Consider the following 14,382-nt stretch of genomic DNA (forward strand, 5'->3'; position numbering starts at 1 on the left):
GCGAACGCCCGGGTTTTTTGTTTGAGAGTGGTTGACTCTTAGCCTTTTGAAAACTCGGGATACGCTTCCATACCCAGTTCCGCCATGTCGAGGCCGTTGATCTCGTCTTCTTCGCTGACGCGGATGCCGACGGTGGCTTTCAGGATCATCCACAAGATCATTGCGCCGACAAAGGTGAACACACCGTAAGCAATGATGCCTGTCAGCTGCGTGATCAGGTTGGCTTCACCGTAGAAGATGACGGCGATGGTGCCCCAGATACCGCAGAACAGGTGAACCGGGATGGCACCGACCACGTCGTCGATCTTGAACTTGTCCAGCATCGGAACCGCAAAGACCACGATGATACCGCCAACGGCACCGATCCACAGGGCGCCGAACAGGGTCGGGGCCAGAGGCTCGGCCGTGATCGACACCAAACCGGCCAGTGCGCCGTTCAGCACCATGGTCAGGTCCGGCTTTTTGTACAGAAGCTGGGTCATGATCAGCGCTGCGACAGCACCCGAAGCAGCGGCCATGTTGGTGTTGGCAAAGATGCGCGACACGTCGGATACGTCCCCCACGGTGCCCATCGCCAGTTGCGAACCACCGTTGAAGCCGAACCAGCCCAGCCACAGGATGAACGTTCCCAAGGTTGCCAGCGCCAGGTTCGAGCCCGGGATCGGGTGGACCTTGCCGTCTTTGTTATACTTGCCTATGCGCGGGCCCAAGATGATGGCCCCGGCCAAAGCCGCCCAGCCGCCGACCGAATGCACCACGGTCGAGCCAGCGAAGTCCGAGAATCCGGCTTCGGACAACCAGCCGCCGCCCCACTGCCACGAGCCTGTGATCGGGTACATGATACCGGTTAGCACCACAACGAAGGCCAGGAAGGGCCACAGCTTGATACGTTCGGCCACGGCACCCGAGACGATCGACGCGGTTGCGGCAACGAAGACCAGTTGGAAGAAGAAATCCGAACCGATTGAGGCATAATCCAGAGCCGCTGCATCGGCGCCGACGCCAACGGGATCAAGCACGGTGGTTGAGAAGAACGGACCCAGCCAGCCGGAGATGGACCAGCCATCGCCCGGATACATCAGGTTGAAGCCGATCAGCCAGTACATGATCGCGGCAATCGAAAATAACGCCACATTCTTGATCATCTGCATGGCCACGTTCTTGGAACGCACCAGCCCGCCTTCCAGCATGGCAAAGCCAGCAGCCATGAAGAAAACGAGGAAGCCGCCCATCAGGAACAGCAGAGTGGTAAAGATATACTGGGTGTGCAGCGCGGCCTCGCCTTCGACGGCAGCCTCTTGCGCCAGACCCATCTGCGGCAGCGCGATGGTCGCGACGGCAGGGATGAGAGATTTCATCAGGTTCATGTTCAGTCCTCGAATTTTTGGAATGGAGGGCACTTAAAGCGCCTCTTCGTTCATTTCCCCGGTCCGCACGCGCAGGGCCTGCTCGACATCGAGGACGAAAATCTTGCCGTCGCCGATCTTGCCGGTTCGGGCGGTTTTGGTGATGGTTTCGACGATCTGGTCGGCCATCGTGGCAGGCACCACAATCTCCAACTTGATTTTGGGCACGAAATTCACTGCGTATTCGGCGCCGCGATAGATTTCCGTGTGCCCGGACTGAGAGCCAAAGCCCTTGATCTCGGTCACCATCATGCCTTGCAGGCCTGCGTCGGTCAGTGCCTCGCGCACCTCTTCAAGCTTGAACGGCTTGATTGTCGCAATAATCAGTTTCACGTTGGTCCCCTCTGCGGTCCGGTCTGTTTGCACCTGCAGAAAAAAGAGCGTGCCTGACCGCAGTAAGGAACGGGTAAGGAGGGACGACGCCGGGTGAATGCGTAAGGAAGTGCACAATTTTTGCACAAAAAGTGACAATTGAGTAATAAATAGGCACGCTATAGAGGGTGATTGCCGGAATTTCAGACCTCTACTTCACCGGCGTGGCATTGTATTGTGCCTCAAAACGATAACCGGGCAGAGTTTGAGCATGACTGAGTCCAGGCGCCGAAAGGCACCGCTTGTCGCGGATAAAAGATACCCGTCGAAAGGGCGCAAGCCCGCGGCGACCAAGCGCACCGCGAAACCCGCGGGCAAGAAGGCGGCCGCGCGCAAAACGACGACGCGCAAGGCCACGCGTAAGAAAGCGCGCCGGAAATCCGGTGGCGGTGGTGGGGGTATTTTCCGCCGTTTCTTCCGGTGGGTCTGGCGGTTGATCTGGGGCATAACCTGGCGCGTCGGCGCGGTGGTTGCGATGCTGTTGGCGCTGGCTGTTGGAGTTGTCTACACCACGCTGCCAGATGTGAATGAACTGCTGGACGGTCGGGCGCGGGGGTCGGTCACGCTGTTGGACCGCAACGGCAAGGTCTTTGCCTGGCGCGGGGATCAGTTCGGCGGGGTGATCACGGCGGGCACTGTTTCACCGCACCTCAAAAACGCTGTCGTCGCCACCGAGGATAAGCGGTTTTATCGCCATTTCGGCGTCAGCCCCCGAGGTGTGGCCAGTGCTGTGCGCATCAACCTGAGCGAGGGGCGCGGGCCGCTGTCAGGCCATGGCGGATCAACCATCACGCAGCAGACCGCCAAGCTGCTCTGCTTGGGCGTGCCGTATGTGCCCAGCGAATGGGAGTCCGAGGCTGCGTATGAATCCGATTGCCGTCAGGGGTCGCTGTGGCGCAAGGCCAAGGAAGCGGTCTATGCGATTGCGATGGAGGTCAAGTATTCCAAGGATGAGATTCTGACCATCTATCTCAACCGCGCGTTCCTTGGTGCCGGTGCCCGCGGGTTCGAGGCCGCAAGCCAGCGCTATTTCGGTATCTCTGCAGCCGAGGTGAACCCGGCGCAGGCGGCGATGCTGGCCGGTCTGCTGGTGGCCCCCACGCGTTATGCGCCCACGAACAACTTGCAACGCTCGCAGGATCGGGGGCGGCTGGTGCTGGGGCTGATGGAGGCGCAGGGCTATCTGACAACCGCGCAAGCCAGCAGTGCCCGCAGCAACCCGGCGCAACTGTCCGAAGCCGCCGCAGCACGGGCCGGCGGGTATTTCGCCGATTGGGTCATTACCGAGCTGCCCAGTTACTTTGGGGCAGATACCACGGATGATGTGGTGATCAAGACGACTCTGGACCAGCGCTTGCAGAAATCGGCAGAAGAAGCGCTGAAGTACATCTTTCAGGAGAAGGTCCGCGAAGGGTCCAAGGCGCAGGCCGCAATTGTGGTGATGTCGGCAGACGGCGCCGTACGCGCCATGGTCGGCGGGCGCCAAACGCGGGTCTCGGGTGCGTTCAATCGCGCCACGCAGGCATTGCGCCAGACCGGATCGTCCTTCAAGCCGTTTGTCTATGCCACTGCTTTGGAGCTGGGCTATTCACCGCTGGATACGGTTGTGGATGAGCCCTATTGCGTCAACATTCCAGGGTCCGGTCAGTGGTGTCCCAAGAACTATACCCACAAGTTCTATGGTCGGGTTACGCTGGCAGATGCACTGAAGAATTCGCTGAACATCCCGGCGGTGAAAGTGGCCGAAGTTGCTGGTCTGGACAATGTCCGCACGGTCGCCAGTGAGTTCGGCATCGACAGCGATCTGGCGCAGGGGCCGGCCTTGGCGCTGGGCGCGTCGGAAAGCACGCTGATCGAGATGACCGGTGCCTATGCCGGTATCCTCAATGGCGGCTCGGCCGTGGAACCCTATGGCCTGTCAGAGTTGAAGCTGCTGGAGGATGATACGCCGGTGATGGTGACCAGCTCGGGCATTGGTGAGCGGGTGATCAACGACAAGGCCGCCAAGCAGCTGACCTGGATGATGCAGCGTGTGGTGTCCGAGGGGACCGGCGCACGGGCGCAACTGCCGGGCTGGCAGGTGGCCGGTAAGACAGGCACGACGCAGGCGGCGCGGGATGCGTGGTTTATCGGATTTACAGCGGATTACGTGGCCGGTGTCTGGATGGGTTATGACGACAACACACCCCTGTCCGGCGTGACCGGGGGTGGGCTGCCCGCAGAGATCTGGAAAGAAACCATGCTGCGCGTGACCGAAGGTATGACGCCCACGCCGCTGCCCATGTTGGCCCCGGATCCACCTAAACAGGTGGCACAGCCGCAGCGACAACGCCGCAGGCAGGGTGGGTTTGAAAATGCCATCAACAATCTGCTGAACAATATCTTCGGCAACTGATGCACCAATAAAAAAGGCGGTGCGCGTGGCACCGCCTTTTATTTGTCTGATGTGAAAGCGGATCAGAGGCTGCTGTCCAGCGCTGCCAGAATCGCGTCACCCATTTCGGTGGTCGAGACCGGCTGAACACCCTCATCGGCCAGCAGGTCGCCGGTGCGGACACCGTCAGCCAGAACCTTCTCGATCGCGGCCTCCAGTCGATCCGCCTCTTCGCCCTGATCAAAGCTATAGCGCAGCGCCATGGCAAAGCTGAGGATACAGGCGATCGGGTTGGCTTTACCCTGACCCGTGATATCAGGGGCCGAGCCGTGAACCGGTTCGTACATCGCCTTAGGGCGGCCATTGGCCATCGGTGCGCCCAAGGACGCCGACGGCAACATGCCCAGCGAGCCGGTCAGCATCGCGGCACAATCCGACAGGATGTCGCCGAACAGGTTGTCGGTCAGGATCACGTCAAATTGTTTGGGTGCGCGCACCAGCTGCATCGCGCCGTTGTCGGCATACATGTGCGACAGCTTGACCTCGGGGTATTCCTTGGCCACACGGTCCACGACCTCGCGCCACAGGATGCCCGATTCCATCACGTTGGCCTTCTCCATCGAGCAGACCTTTTTGTTCCGGCGCATCGCCAGTTCAAAGGCCGAGCGCGCGGCGCGTTCGATTTCGGATTCGGTATAGCGCTGGGTGTTGATGCCAACGCGCTCATTGCCTTCTTCGAAGATTCCGCGGGGTTCGCCGAAATAGACGCCCGAGGTCAGCTCGCGCACGATCATGATATCAAGACCGGCGACGATGTCTTTTTTCAGCGACGAGAAATCGGCCAGCGCGTCAAAGCACTGTGCAGGGCGCAGGTTAGAATACAGGTCCATTTCCTTGCGCAGACGCAGCAACCCGCGTTCGGGCTTGAGGCTGAAATCCAGATCGTCGTATTTCGGACCACCAACAGCACCCAGCAGAACGGCGTCAACTTCCTGCGCCTTGGCCATGGTCTCGTCCGACAGTGGCTTGCCGTGCGCGTCATAGGCCGCACCGCCCACCAGATCCTCGCTCACGTCAAAGTGAAGGCCGCGCTTTTCGCCGAACCAATCGATTACTCTGCGCACTTCGGCCATGACTTCGGGGCCAATTCCGTCTCCGGGCAGGATGAGGAGCGAGGGGTTGGACATGAAGGATCTCCTTGCGTTTCGTCGCAAAGGCCCTAGCGTCTGCGCCGCATCGGGTCAATGAGACGATCCGGCCAATTCACAAGGAAAACACATGTTGATACCGGGAAACCCCGTTCCTGAGCTGAAAATTGAAACGGTGAGCCATGGACGTTTCGATCTGGATACCGATAAGGGCGAAAATGGCACGTTGGTGATTCAGTATCGCGGCCTGCACTGCCCGATCTGTATCAAGCAGATGGCCGAGGTCGAAGCGGCGCTGGATGAGTTTGCCGAGCTTGGTATCGAAGTGATCATGATCACCACAGACACGGCCGAGCGCGCCGCGGAAACGGCTGAGAAGGCCGGTGTTTCGCGGCTGCGTGTGGGGCACAGCCTGCCAATGGCTGCGGCGCGGGATGATTGGGGGCTGAACATCTCAACCGCGCGCGAAGGCAGCGCCGAACCTGACCTGTTCGCCGAACCAGGTCATTTCTTCATCGCCCCGAATCGAATGCTTTATTATGCGTGGCAACAGACCACGCCCTTTGCCCGACCTGCCATGTCCGACATTGTTGGCGGTCTGAAATTCACTCTGGGCAACAACTACCCGCCGCGCGGCACCTATACCGGCGCGCTTTAAAGGCTGGCCTTCAACCCGTCCGCCAGCAAATCCCAGACCCTGCGAATGCGCGGGGTCTGACGCATGGCCTGCGGTGCGGCCAGCCAGACTGGCAATGTCTGAACGTCAACATCCAGCGGTATTATTTCGACATCCGGATCAGCCTTTGCCACTTCGATCTGGGTAAAGCCGATTCCGCATCCCGCACGGACCAGTTGCCAATAGGCGCTTTGCAGGTCACAGCGGGTGGCGAAGCTGTCCCTGCTGGCGGGCCACCCTCGCGCGCGCATCTTAGTGATGATCTGTTCATTGGCGTCAAAGCCTACCAGATCGTGGTCGAACAGTTCTTCGGGGCGTGTTGGCCGCCCGGCGCGATCCAGATAAGTGCGGGCCGCGCAAAAACACAGATGCACATCCCCAAGATAGCGCGAGATCAGGTCCATCTGTTCCGGGCGATACATGCGCACGGCAATGTCGGCCTCGCGATACAGCAGGTTTTCGATGGTATCCGTTGCCACCAGTTCCAACTGAATGGCAGGTTCCTGGGCCCGGATCTGTGCCAGAATCGGCGGCAGCAAGTGATGCGACGCGAAGACCGAAGCGGTGATGCGCACCGTCCCCTCCAGTTGCTGTGCCTGACCCGCCGCCGCCAGACTGAATGACGTCATCGCCGAATGCATCTGTTGCGCCATCGGCAGCAGCTGCGCCCCAACATCGCTGAGCTTCAGTCCGCGGGCATGCCGGTCGAACAAGGACACGCCCAGCTCATCCTCAAGCGCGTGGATTTGGCGGCCCAGCGTAGGTTGGCTTCGGTCCAGCTGCCGCGCTGCTGCCGAAAGCGAGCCGGTCTGAGCCACGGCCAGAAAGCTTTGGATCAAAGACCAGTCGGCATGAGTAAGAGATTTGTCCATTCATAAATGAATACACGTTCCGAGTCTGGCGGCAATAACAGAAGTGAAATGAATGGATCAGTGCGAAAGCTGCTTGGGCGCAGCAATGTCGACCCAGACCAACCGGTGTCTGCTGGCCTGTTCGGCGGCGATGCGCAGAGGCGTGCCCGGTTTGGGCCAGAACACCCCCGCTGCGGTAACTTGCAGGTCGGCCGAGGGCAGCACGTAATCCACCCGCATTTCGCCCACCGCCTTCCAGACTACAGTAGTCTGGGACTCCAATGGTTGATCTGTGTGTGGGTCCTGCAAGCGCGGATCGGCCAGCAGCGCCTGTATTGCCTCTTTCCGCCCATCGCCGCGTGTCGGGTCCAGATTGGCATCTCCGGCGATCACGAAGGGGCCTTGGGGCCTATGCCCCAATTCTCCGTCCAGAACTGCGGACCAAAGGCGGATTTCGTCGCGGTTGCGCAACCCGTTGCGGTCCTCGGGGCCGTCAAACACTGGTGGGGCCGCGTGAAATGTCATCAGATCCAGCGCACCGGTCGGTGTGTCCACAGGTACGATCCAATGGGCCACGGCAGACAAGCGCTGAATGCGCTGGGCCTGTTCCGATGGGAAGGGGCCGTCTTCCGTCACCGGCAGTTGCGCGCCCGGCAGATCGCGCCACAGCAGATCCGTAAACTGCTGCACAGTGTCGGTGCGGATTGGGTGCCGTGACAGCACCGCAAGCCCACCCTGACCGGTGAAACGACCCCAGCCCTGCGCGTCTGCCGGACCATGGTTGCGCCCGTCTCCGTTCAGGTCCAAAGCGGTCTCAAGCCCCGCATTGGGCTGGGCGGCGAAGTGATGGGGATAGTCCAGTCCAGCGGTCCGCAACAGATCGGCCAAAGCAGTCAAAGCCTGCCCGTCCATATCCCAGTCGATGCCTTGCAAGCTGACGATATCTGGTCGGGCGGCGACCAGAACGTCGACCACCGCCTGTACCTGTGGATCGCCGCGCCGGATATCGCGCAGCAACAGACCCGGCCCGTCGCGGTTCAGCTCGGTATTGAAGGTGGCAATGCGCAGCGTTTCTGCCTGTGCCATAAACGGCAACAGCAACAGAAGAAGAATGCGGATCATGCGGCCTGTGTGGACTCAGCCGTGGAATAGGCGCGGCGCTTTTCAACGATCAGATTGGCGATGCGTAATGTCGCCATGCCGCGCATGATCATCGAGGCGGGCAAAAAGGCCCAGGCGCTCATGGTCCAGATCATGGTCTGAGGATTGCTCAGCGAGATCGGGTTGGCATAGTCAGTCAGTAATTTGATCAGCGCTGGAATCAGGAATGGCAGCAGCACCCCGATTGAGATATTCAGGCGCCCGTCCCGTTGCAGGCGGGTGACGACGTCCCCGCCCTTGGTCGGGTCAAACAGCGGCAGGTTGGTCCAGACGTTGAACGCACCGTTGCCGGTAGGCCAGCCGCGCATCTTCACCGCATAGGCAAAGCTGGCAATGGTCACTAGCGCGGCAACATAAGCAACACTGGCCGAGATACGCACCAATTCGATCAGCGGCGCGTTGGCATCGGCGGGCAGCACCAGCACAACCAGCCGAACCGGCGAATAAGGGAAATCGACAACATTGGCGATGCCCAGCCCCAACGCATAGAAAAGCCCGGTCAGATCGCTGGGCGCATAGGCGTTTTTGCAGATCAGCGTCAGGAAAGTGATCATCGACATCAACCCGACAAAACGCAGGCGGTTCACAGGTGGTGCGTCGCGGAATTCGATAAAGCTGGGAAAGGCCGAGTTATATTCAGCAAACGTCAGAAAGAATGCGAGAATGGCGAGAAAGACGACAATCTCGGTGCCATTCGTTGACGATACGGGCAAGTACAACGCGGGGGTTAGCACCATCAGTGCAACCATTATTCCCCGAATTGCCGCCCCAGTTGTGCGCGCAATCACTATCCGAACCCTTTCCAAACCGGAGTAGCCGATTCTGTGCCGACTTACGTTCCAACTTGTGCCCGCCGCATTTTTTATGACGGATGCCTCTGTCTCGCCAACTTTGACGATAAGCGACATTTCGCTCAAGCCAGGGTGCAGAAAACACGTAGTTTCGGGCAAAATGATGGCGCAACTGGTGCGGGATTGCATCATTTTCGACGCAAATCCGACGTGTATCTCAAATTGATACCTATATCTTGTGGTAGTTAGACCTTTGACCCCAAGAATGCGAATGGGGCCGCCGAGACGACCCCATTAGGTTGAGTATTCACAGATTCATCCACAGAATCACACCCAGGGGCGGGCCTGGCCTGCGTGATCCTCGAATTTGTCGATGTGATGGTCTTTTTCCATCGTCAGGCCAATATCGTCCAAACCGTTCAGCAGGCAGTGTTTGCGGTGTGGGTCGACGTCAAACTCGATCACGACGCCATCCGATGTTGTGATCTGCTGATCTTCCAGATGCACGGTCATGCGGGCGTTCTGACCCTTATGGGCATCTTCCATCAGCAGCGCGTGATGTTCTTCTTCGACCACGATCGGCAGAATGCCGTTCTTGAAGCAGTTGTTATAGAAGATGTCGGCAAAGCTGGTCGAGATCACCACCTTGATGCCGAAATCCTTGATTGCCCAGGGCGCGTGCTCGCGGGACGAACCGCAGCCAAAATTGTCGCCTGCCACCAGAATCTCGGTTTCACGATAGGCGGGTTGGTTCAGGACGAATTCTTCGTTCTCCTGCCCGTCATCGTGATAGCGCATCTCATCAAACAGCACGACGCCAAGGCCGGACCGTTTAATGGTTTTCAGATGCACTTTCGGAATGATCATATCGGTGTCGATATTGATCAGTGGCATTGGGGCAGCCACCCCGTGGACTTTGTCAAACTTTTCCATGTTCACACTCCTGCGGGAGAAGGCTGCGCCCGTGCCCCGCGTTTAAGCCTGTTTCGCTTCTATTGTTTCGTCTTTGGGTGCGTTCTTGATGAAGAGCGCCATGAAGACCAATCCGAACCCGTTGAACAACATCTCAATGCCCAGGAAGATCCCCAGAATGCTCAGCAGAGCCTGGGGTTCCTTGCCCACATACGTCCAGATGATAGCGGCGAGGACGATCGACAAGATGCCCGAGATCATCGTGGGCCAGAAAAACTGCGTTCCTTTCATTTGGAACGACAGAATGACCCGAGCGATGCCGCCTGCCATAAACAGAACCAGCATCACCGTCGCCAAGGTCAAGGTCCCCTGCAGCGGGTGATCCAGGAAGGACCAGCCCAGAAACAGCATCACCACACCCATGATGAGAGACAGGATCTTGTTGCCGGTGCCTTCGACGGTGAACCCGCCGACAACCTGCAACGCGCCTGCAATCAGCAGCAACACCCCAGTCACCACCGTCACCGCAACCGAAGCTGCAATCGCATTGCCCAGCGCAAAGACGCCAAATGCTATCGACAGCAGCCCCAGCAGGAACCATTTGATCCAGTCACTCATGTGTTCAATCCCTCAAATATCTAGATATGAGGAGACCTTACATCAATTCACGGACGTCTGTCAGCCGTCCCGTAATTGCCGCAGCGGCAGCCATTGCAGGGCTCAGCAGGTGGGTGCGTCCGCCCCGGCCCTGACGTCCTTCGAAGTTGCGGTTCGAGGTTGCGGCACAGCGTTCCCCCGGTGCCAGCTGATCCGGATTCATCGCCAGGCACATCGAACACCCAGCCAGACGCCATTCAAAGCCTGCTGCTTTGAAGATATCCGCCAGACCCTCTTCTTCGGCCTGCGCGCGCACCAGGCCCGAGCCGGGAACGATCATGGCCCGCAGACCATCTTTGATCTTTTTGCCCTTCAGAATTTCGGCGGCGGCGCGCAGGTCTTCGATACGGCCATTGGTGCACGATCCGATAAAGACGGTGTCAATTTCCACATCGCTCAGCTTTTGGCCCGCTTCCAGGCCCATATATTCGATCGAGCGGCGGGCCGCCTCGACCTTGCCGCCTTCGAAATCCTCGGGGTTCGGCACGGTTGCGGTGATCGGCAGGACGTCTTCGGGGCTGGTGCCCCATGTGACGACTGGCGCAATGTCTTCGCCGCGCAGAGTGATAACCTTGTCAAAATGCGCGTCTTCGTCGGTGTAGAGCGTTTTCCACCAGTTCAAAGCCGCTTCCCATTGCGCACCTTTCGGCGCGTGGGGGCGTCCTTTGACATATTCATATGTGGTCTCGTCCGGCGCGATCAGGCCGGCACGCGCGCCGCCTTCGATGGCCATATTGCAGACGGTCATGCGGCCTTCCATGGACAAATCGCGGATCGCTTCGCCGCAATACTCGATGACATAGCCGGTGCCGCCAGCGGTGCCGGTCTCACCGATCACGGCCAGAGTAATGTCCTTGGCGGTCACGCCCGGCTGCAATTTGCCGGTGATCTCGACCTTCATGTTCTTGGATTTCTTCTGGATCAGAGTCTGTGTGGCCAGAACATGCTCGACCTCAGACGTGCCGATACCGTGGGCCAGCGCGCCAAACGCGCCATGGGTGGCAGTGTGGCTGTCGCCGCAGACAACGGTCATGCCGGGCAGGGTCCAGCCCTGTTCCGGGCCGACGATATGCACGATGCCCTGACGGACATCATGCACTGGGTAATAGTGAATGCCGAAATCCTTGGCGTTCTTGTCCAACGCTTCGACCTGAATGCGCGATTCCGGGTTTTCGATCCCGTTCACGCGGTCCGGTGTAGTCGGAACGTTATGATCCGGCACGGCGATGGTTTTTTCCGGGGCGCGCACCTTGCGGCCCGCCATGCGCAGGCCTTCGAACGCCTGCGGGCTGGTCACTTCGTGGACCAGGTGGCGGTCGATATACAGCAGGCAGGTGCCATCATCGGCTTCGTGCGCGACATGGGCATCCCAGATTTTGTCATAGAGTGTTTTGGGGGACATTGGTCCTCTCCCGTATTTAAATGAGAAATAGCTGGCGAGTGGCTGGACGCGCCTTATAGGCGGGCCAGAACCGTGCGGGCGGCCCCAAAGAACCGTTCACGCAGGCGCGTGCGGTCTTGCAACGTCGGTGCAGGGGCCAGATTGAGTCTCATGCGCACCAGATATATCGGGCTTTGCTGTCAATCAAGGTTCAATCCGGTGTCAGACTTGCATCATTGTGCAACGCTGTCCAAGCTGGAACCATGAATCAGGACCTGATCCCCAGCTCGCTGTCGGACCTTTATGAAAACATGGTCGCGGGCTTTTCCGTGCAATTCGAAAACCTTGTCGAACTGATTGTCACCCCCGGTTGGCGACAGCACCAGTTGGTCATCATTGTTGTTCTTTGGGGGTTGGCCCTCCTTTTGAAATTGGCAACGCAAGGCCGGTGGGAGGCCTGGGCCCGGTCCCGCTCGGGCTGGCCAAAATGGCGGCTGCGTACATTGGTACAGTTAATGCAGCGCCTGACGCTGGTTTATTTCGTGGTGATGTCCTGGGCGTTGTATCTGTTGATGCAGCAAGTCACCTGGCCGTCGCGCAGTTACATTATCGGTGTGTTTGCGACTTTGGCCTTGGCATGGCTGGCCATTGCCCTGGTGGCGCGGCTGGTGCGCAACCGGACCCTACGGCGGATATTCAAATGGGCCATGTGGGTCTATGCAACACTGATTGCGCTGAATCTGACCGATGACGTGGCCGATTTTCTGGACGGCGTAGCGATTTCCATCGGCGATCTGCACATCTCGGCGCTGGGGATCATCAAGGCGGTTCTGCTGATCGGTATTTTGCTGACGCTGGCCCGTATTGGCACCCGCGCGGCTGAGCGGGGGCTGATGAACAATGACGACATCACCCCATCCATGCAGGTGTTGTTGGCCAAGGGCATTCAGGTGCTGCTGTATGGCGCTGTCTTTCTGGCAGCCATCCGCACGCTTGGGTTTGACCTGACCGGTATTGCGCTGCTGTCCGGTGCGATTGGTGTGGGGATCGGGTTCGGACTGCAAAAGGTGGTGTCCAACCTGATATCCGGGATCATCATCCTGATGGACCGGTCAATCAAGCCGGGCGACGTGATCTCGTTGGGCGACACGTTCGGCTGGATCAATGCGCTGGGCGCGCGTTATGTATCGGTCGTGACGAGGGACGGGCGGGAATACCTGATTCCGAACGAGGATCTGATCACCAATCAGGTGGTGAACTGGTCGCATTCCGACAAATTCGTGCGATTGGACCTGGAGTTCGGCACCAGCTATGACGACGACCCGCATAATGTCCGTGCAACGGCCATCGGTGCGGTCAAATCCGTGACGCGCGTGTTAAGTGGCGGTAAGCACGAGCCGGTCTGCCACATCACCGGGTTTGGTGACAGCAGCGTGGATTACGTCCTGCGGTTCTGGATTAGTGACCCGACCAAGGGCCTGACCAATATCCGCGGCAATGTCTATCTGGCCCTGTGGGATGCGTTTAAATCCAATGGTATTTCCATCCCTTTCCCACAGCGCGAGGTTCGGTTGTTGTCCGGCGCAGCCACGCAACAGGTCGCCAAAGAGTGATCCCCTGTGCGCCCCGCATAGCGGCGTTTCATTGAAATGTTGCATTCCCCTTGTTACCTTATTAGTACCCCGGCGCCGGGGTTTTACGGCGCGCAGCAAAGGAGGACTATGTTCTGTCTCTACATACCCAGGCGGGTTTGCCCGCCGATGACCGGGCCAATGTAATGGCTCACTCTCAGTCAATCAGCGACAAGCTGCTTGAACGTATCCTTTCCTCACTTTCCGATGACAAGGCCGAAGATGTCGTGCAGATCAACCTGCAAGGCAAGTCCTCGGTTGCGGATCACATGGTGATTGCCTCGGGTCGGTCGACCCGTCAGGTCTCGGCCATGGCAGAAAAGTTGACGGATCGAATCAAGCAGGAATTCGGATTCACCTCGAAGGTCGAAGGCAAGGATGCCGGCGACTGGGTGTTGATCGATACGGGCGACGTGATCGTCCATATCTTCCGCCCCGAAGTGCGTGAATTCTATCAGCTGGAAAAGATGTGGCTGCCCCAGGGCGGCAGCGCCTCGGCGAACTGAGGCGCCATCCCGGCCTGCATTAACAGGCCGGCGGCGAGAGAAATATGCGTATAAGCATTTGTGCGGTCGGGCGATTGCGTGCCGGACCGGAGAAGACCCTGCTTGACGATTACCTGACCCGATTTGACCGGACCGGCCGCGCAATGGGCCTCGGTCCTGCACGTGTGATCGAGGTTGAGGACAAGAAAAACGCAGGCATGGGGGCCGAAGGTGCGCTGCTGCGCAAGGCACTGCCCAAGGGGGCTGTGATCTGCACCCTGGACGAACGCGGGCGGGTGATGTCCTCGCCGGATTTTGCCAAGAAACTGGGCGGATGGCGCGATGCCGGGCGTCAGGATTTGGCGCTGATCATTGGCGGGGCAGACGGAATAGACCCTAATCTGCGGGACCAGGCCGATTTTTCCATTTCCTTCGGGTCGATGGTCTGGCCCCATATGCTGGTCCGTGTGATGCTGGCCGAGCAACTTTACCGGGCCGCAACCATCCTGTCGGGCGGCCCTTACCACCGGGTCTGAC

At 59.1% G+C, this 14,382-nt stretch carries 15 protein-coding genes; 5 read left to right on the forward strand and 10 right to left on the reverse strand.

The genetic code is table 11. The annotated features are described in order from the left end of the window. Positions 1-38: 38 nt before the first annotated feature. Together ACR0AL_RS14010 and ACR0AL_RS14015 are read right to left on the reverse strand one after the other, a co-directional pair. Complete coding sequence (locus ACR0AL_RS14010; protein ID WP_480663467.1) at positions 39-1,367, reverse strand: ammonium transporter; 1,329 nt, start codon at positions 1,365-1,367, stop codon at positions 39-41. Between the two features lie 33 nt (positions 1,368-1,400). Next, a complete protein-coding gene (locus tag ACR0AL_RS14015) occupies positions 1,401-1,739 on the reverse strand; it encodes a P-II family nitrogen regulator (protein ID WP_170351849.1) in 339 nt (112 codons plus the stop codon). A gap of 250 nt (positions 1,740-1,989) precedes the next feature. Between ACR0AL_RS14015 and ACR0AL_RS14020 the strand changes: the two genes are divergently transcribed. Next, positions 1,990-4,173 (forward strand): transglycosylase domain-containing protein, encoded by a 2,184-nt coding sequence (locus tag ACR0AL_RS14020; protein ID WP_480663469.1) that lies wholly within the window; start codon positions 1,990-1,992, stop codon positions 4,171-4,173. A gap of 62 nt (positions 4,174-4,235) precedes the next feature. Here ACR0AL_RS14020 and leuB read toward each other — a convergent pair whose 3' ends face one another. Beyond that, entirely contained in the window at positions 4,236-5,339 is a 1,104-nt protein-coding gene (gene leuB / locus ACR0AL_RS14025; protein WP_480663471.1) for a 3-isopropylmalate dehydrogenase, read from the reverse strand. Positions 5,340-5,430: 91 nt separating this feature from the next. On the opposite strand from leuB, the gene ACR0AL_RS14030 reads away from it, so the two are divergent. Further along, entirely contained in the window at positions 5,431-5,958 is a 528-nt protein-coding gene (locus tag ACR0AL_RS14030; protein ID WP_170351852.1) for a redoxin domain-containing protein, read from the forward strand. Here ACR0AL_RS14030 and ACR0AL_RS14035 read toward each other — a convergent pair. From ACR0AL_RS14035 to ACR0AL_RS14065, 7 genes are all read right to left on the reverse strand, one after another. After that, entirely contained in the window at positions 5,955-6,848 is an 894-nt protein-coding gene (locus tag ACR0AL_RS14035) for a LysR family transcriptional regulator (protein WP_170361852.1), read from the reverse strand. The two genes, ACR0AL_RS14030 and ACR0AL_RS14035, sit on opposite strands and share 4 nt — an antisense overlap. Before the next feature lie 57 nt (positions 6,849-6,905). Then, positions 6,906-7,949 carry an endonuclease/exonuclease/phosphatase family protein gene (locus ACR0AL_RS14040; RefSeq protein WP_170552275.1) on the reverse strand — a complete coding sequence of 348 codons (1,044 nt, stop codon included), beginning with the start codon at positions 7,947-7,949 and terminating at the stop codon, positions 6,906-6,908. Continuing rightward, a complete protein-coding gene (locus ACR0AL_RS14045) occupies positions 7,946-8,776 on the reverse strand; it encodes a hypothetical protein (protein WP_170361854.1) in 831 nt (276 codons plus the stop codon). The genes ACR0AL_RS14040 and ACR0AL_RS14045 overlap by 4 nt, the downstream gene beginning before the upstream one ends. A 330-nt stretch (positions 8,777-9,106) precedes the next feature. Beyond that, positions 9,107-9,712 carry a 3-isopropylmalate dehydratase small subunit gene (gene leuD, locus ACR0AL_RS14050; protein ID WP_170351856.1) on the reverse strand — a complete coding sequence of 202 codons (606 nt, stop codon included), beginning with the start codon at positions 9,710-9,712 and terminating at the stop codon, positions 9,107-9,109. Between the two features lie 42 nt (positions 9,713-9,754). Continuing rightward, the gene (locus ACR0AL_RS14055) at positions 9,755-10,309 is read right to left on the reverse strand and encodes an HdeD family acid-resistance protein (protein ID WP_170351857.1); all 555 of its coding nucleotides are present in this window, start codon (positions 10,307-10,309) and stop codon (positions 9,755-9,757) included. A gap of 37 nt (positions 10,310-10,346) precedes the next feature. Further along, on the reverse strand, positions 10,347-11,750 hold the full coding sequence (gene leuC, locus ACR0AL_RS14060; protein ID WP_170379337.1) for a 3-isopropylmalate dehydratase large subunit: 1,404 nt from the start codon (positions 11,748-11,750) through the stop codon (positions 10,347-10,349). A gap of 53 nt (positions 11,751-11,803) precedes the next feature. Next, on the reverse strand, positions 11,804-11,902 hold the full coding sequence (locus tag ACR0AL_RS14065) for an isopropylmalate isomerase (RefSeq protein ID WP_170351859.1): 99 nt from the start codon (positions 11,900-11,902) through the stop codon (positions 11,804-11,806). A 90-nt stretch (positions 11,903-11,992) separates the two neighbouring features. Here ACR0AL_RS14065 and ACR0AL_RS14070 point away from each other — a divergent pair, with 90 nt between their 5' ends. The 3 genes from ACR0AL_RS14070 to rlmH all read left to right on the forward strand — a co-directional run bounded on the left by ACR0AL_RS14070 (position 11,993) and on the right by rlmH (position 14,381). Further along, positions 11,993-13,342: a mechanosensitive ion channel family protein gene (locus tag ACR0AL_RS14070; protein ID WP_480663474.1), complete on the forward strand. Its 1,350-nt coding sequence runs from the start codon at positions 11,993-11,995 to the stop codon at positions 13,340-13,342. A gap of 164 nt (positions 13,343-13,506) precedes the next feature. After that, on the forward strand, positions 13,507-13,866 hold the full coding sequence (gene rsfS, locus ACR0AL_RS14075; RefSeq protein WP_058276550.1) for a ribosome silencing factor: 360 nt from the start codon (positions 13,507-13,509) through the stop codon (positions 13,864-13,866). Positions 13,867-13,910: 44 nt separating this feature from the next. Next, positions 13,911-14,381: a 23S rRNA (pseudouridine(1915)-N(3))-methyltransferase RlmH gene (rlmH, locus tag ACR0AL_RS14080; protein ID WP_480663476.1), complete on the forward strand. Its 471-nt coding sequence runs from the start codon at positions 13,911-13,913 to the stop codon at positions 14,379-14,381. The last annotated feature ends 1 nt before the right edge of the window (position 14,382 follow it).

It is taken from the genome of Ruegeria sp. BB1 (assembly GCF_056539465.1).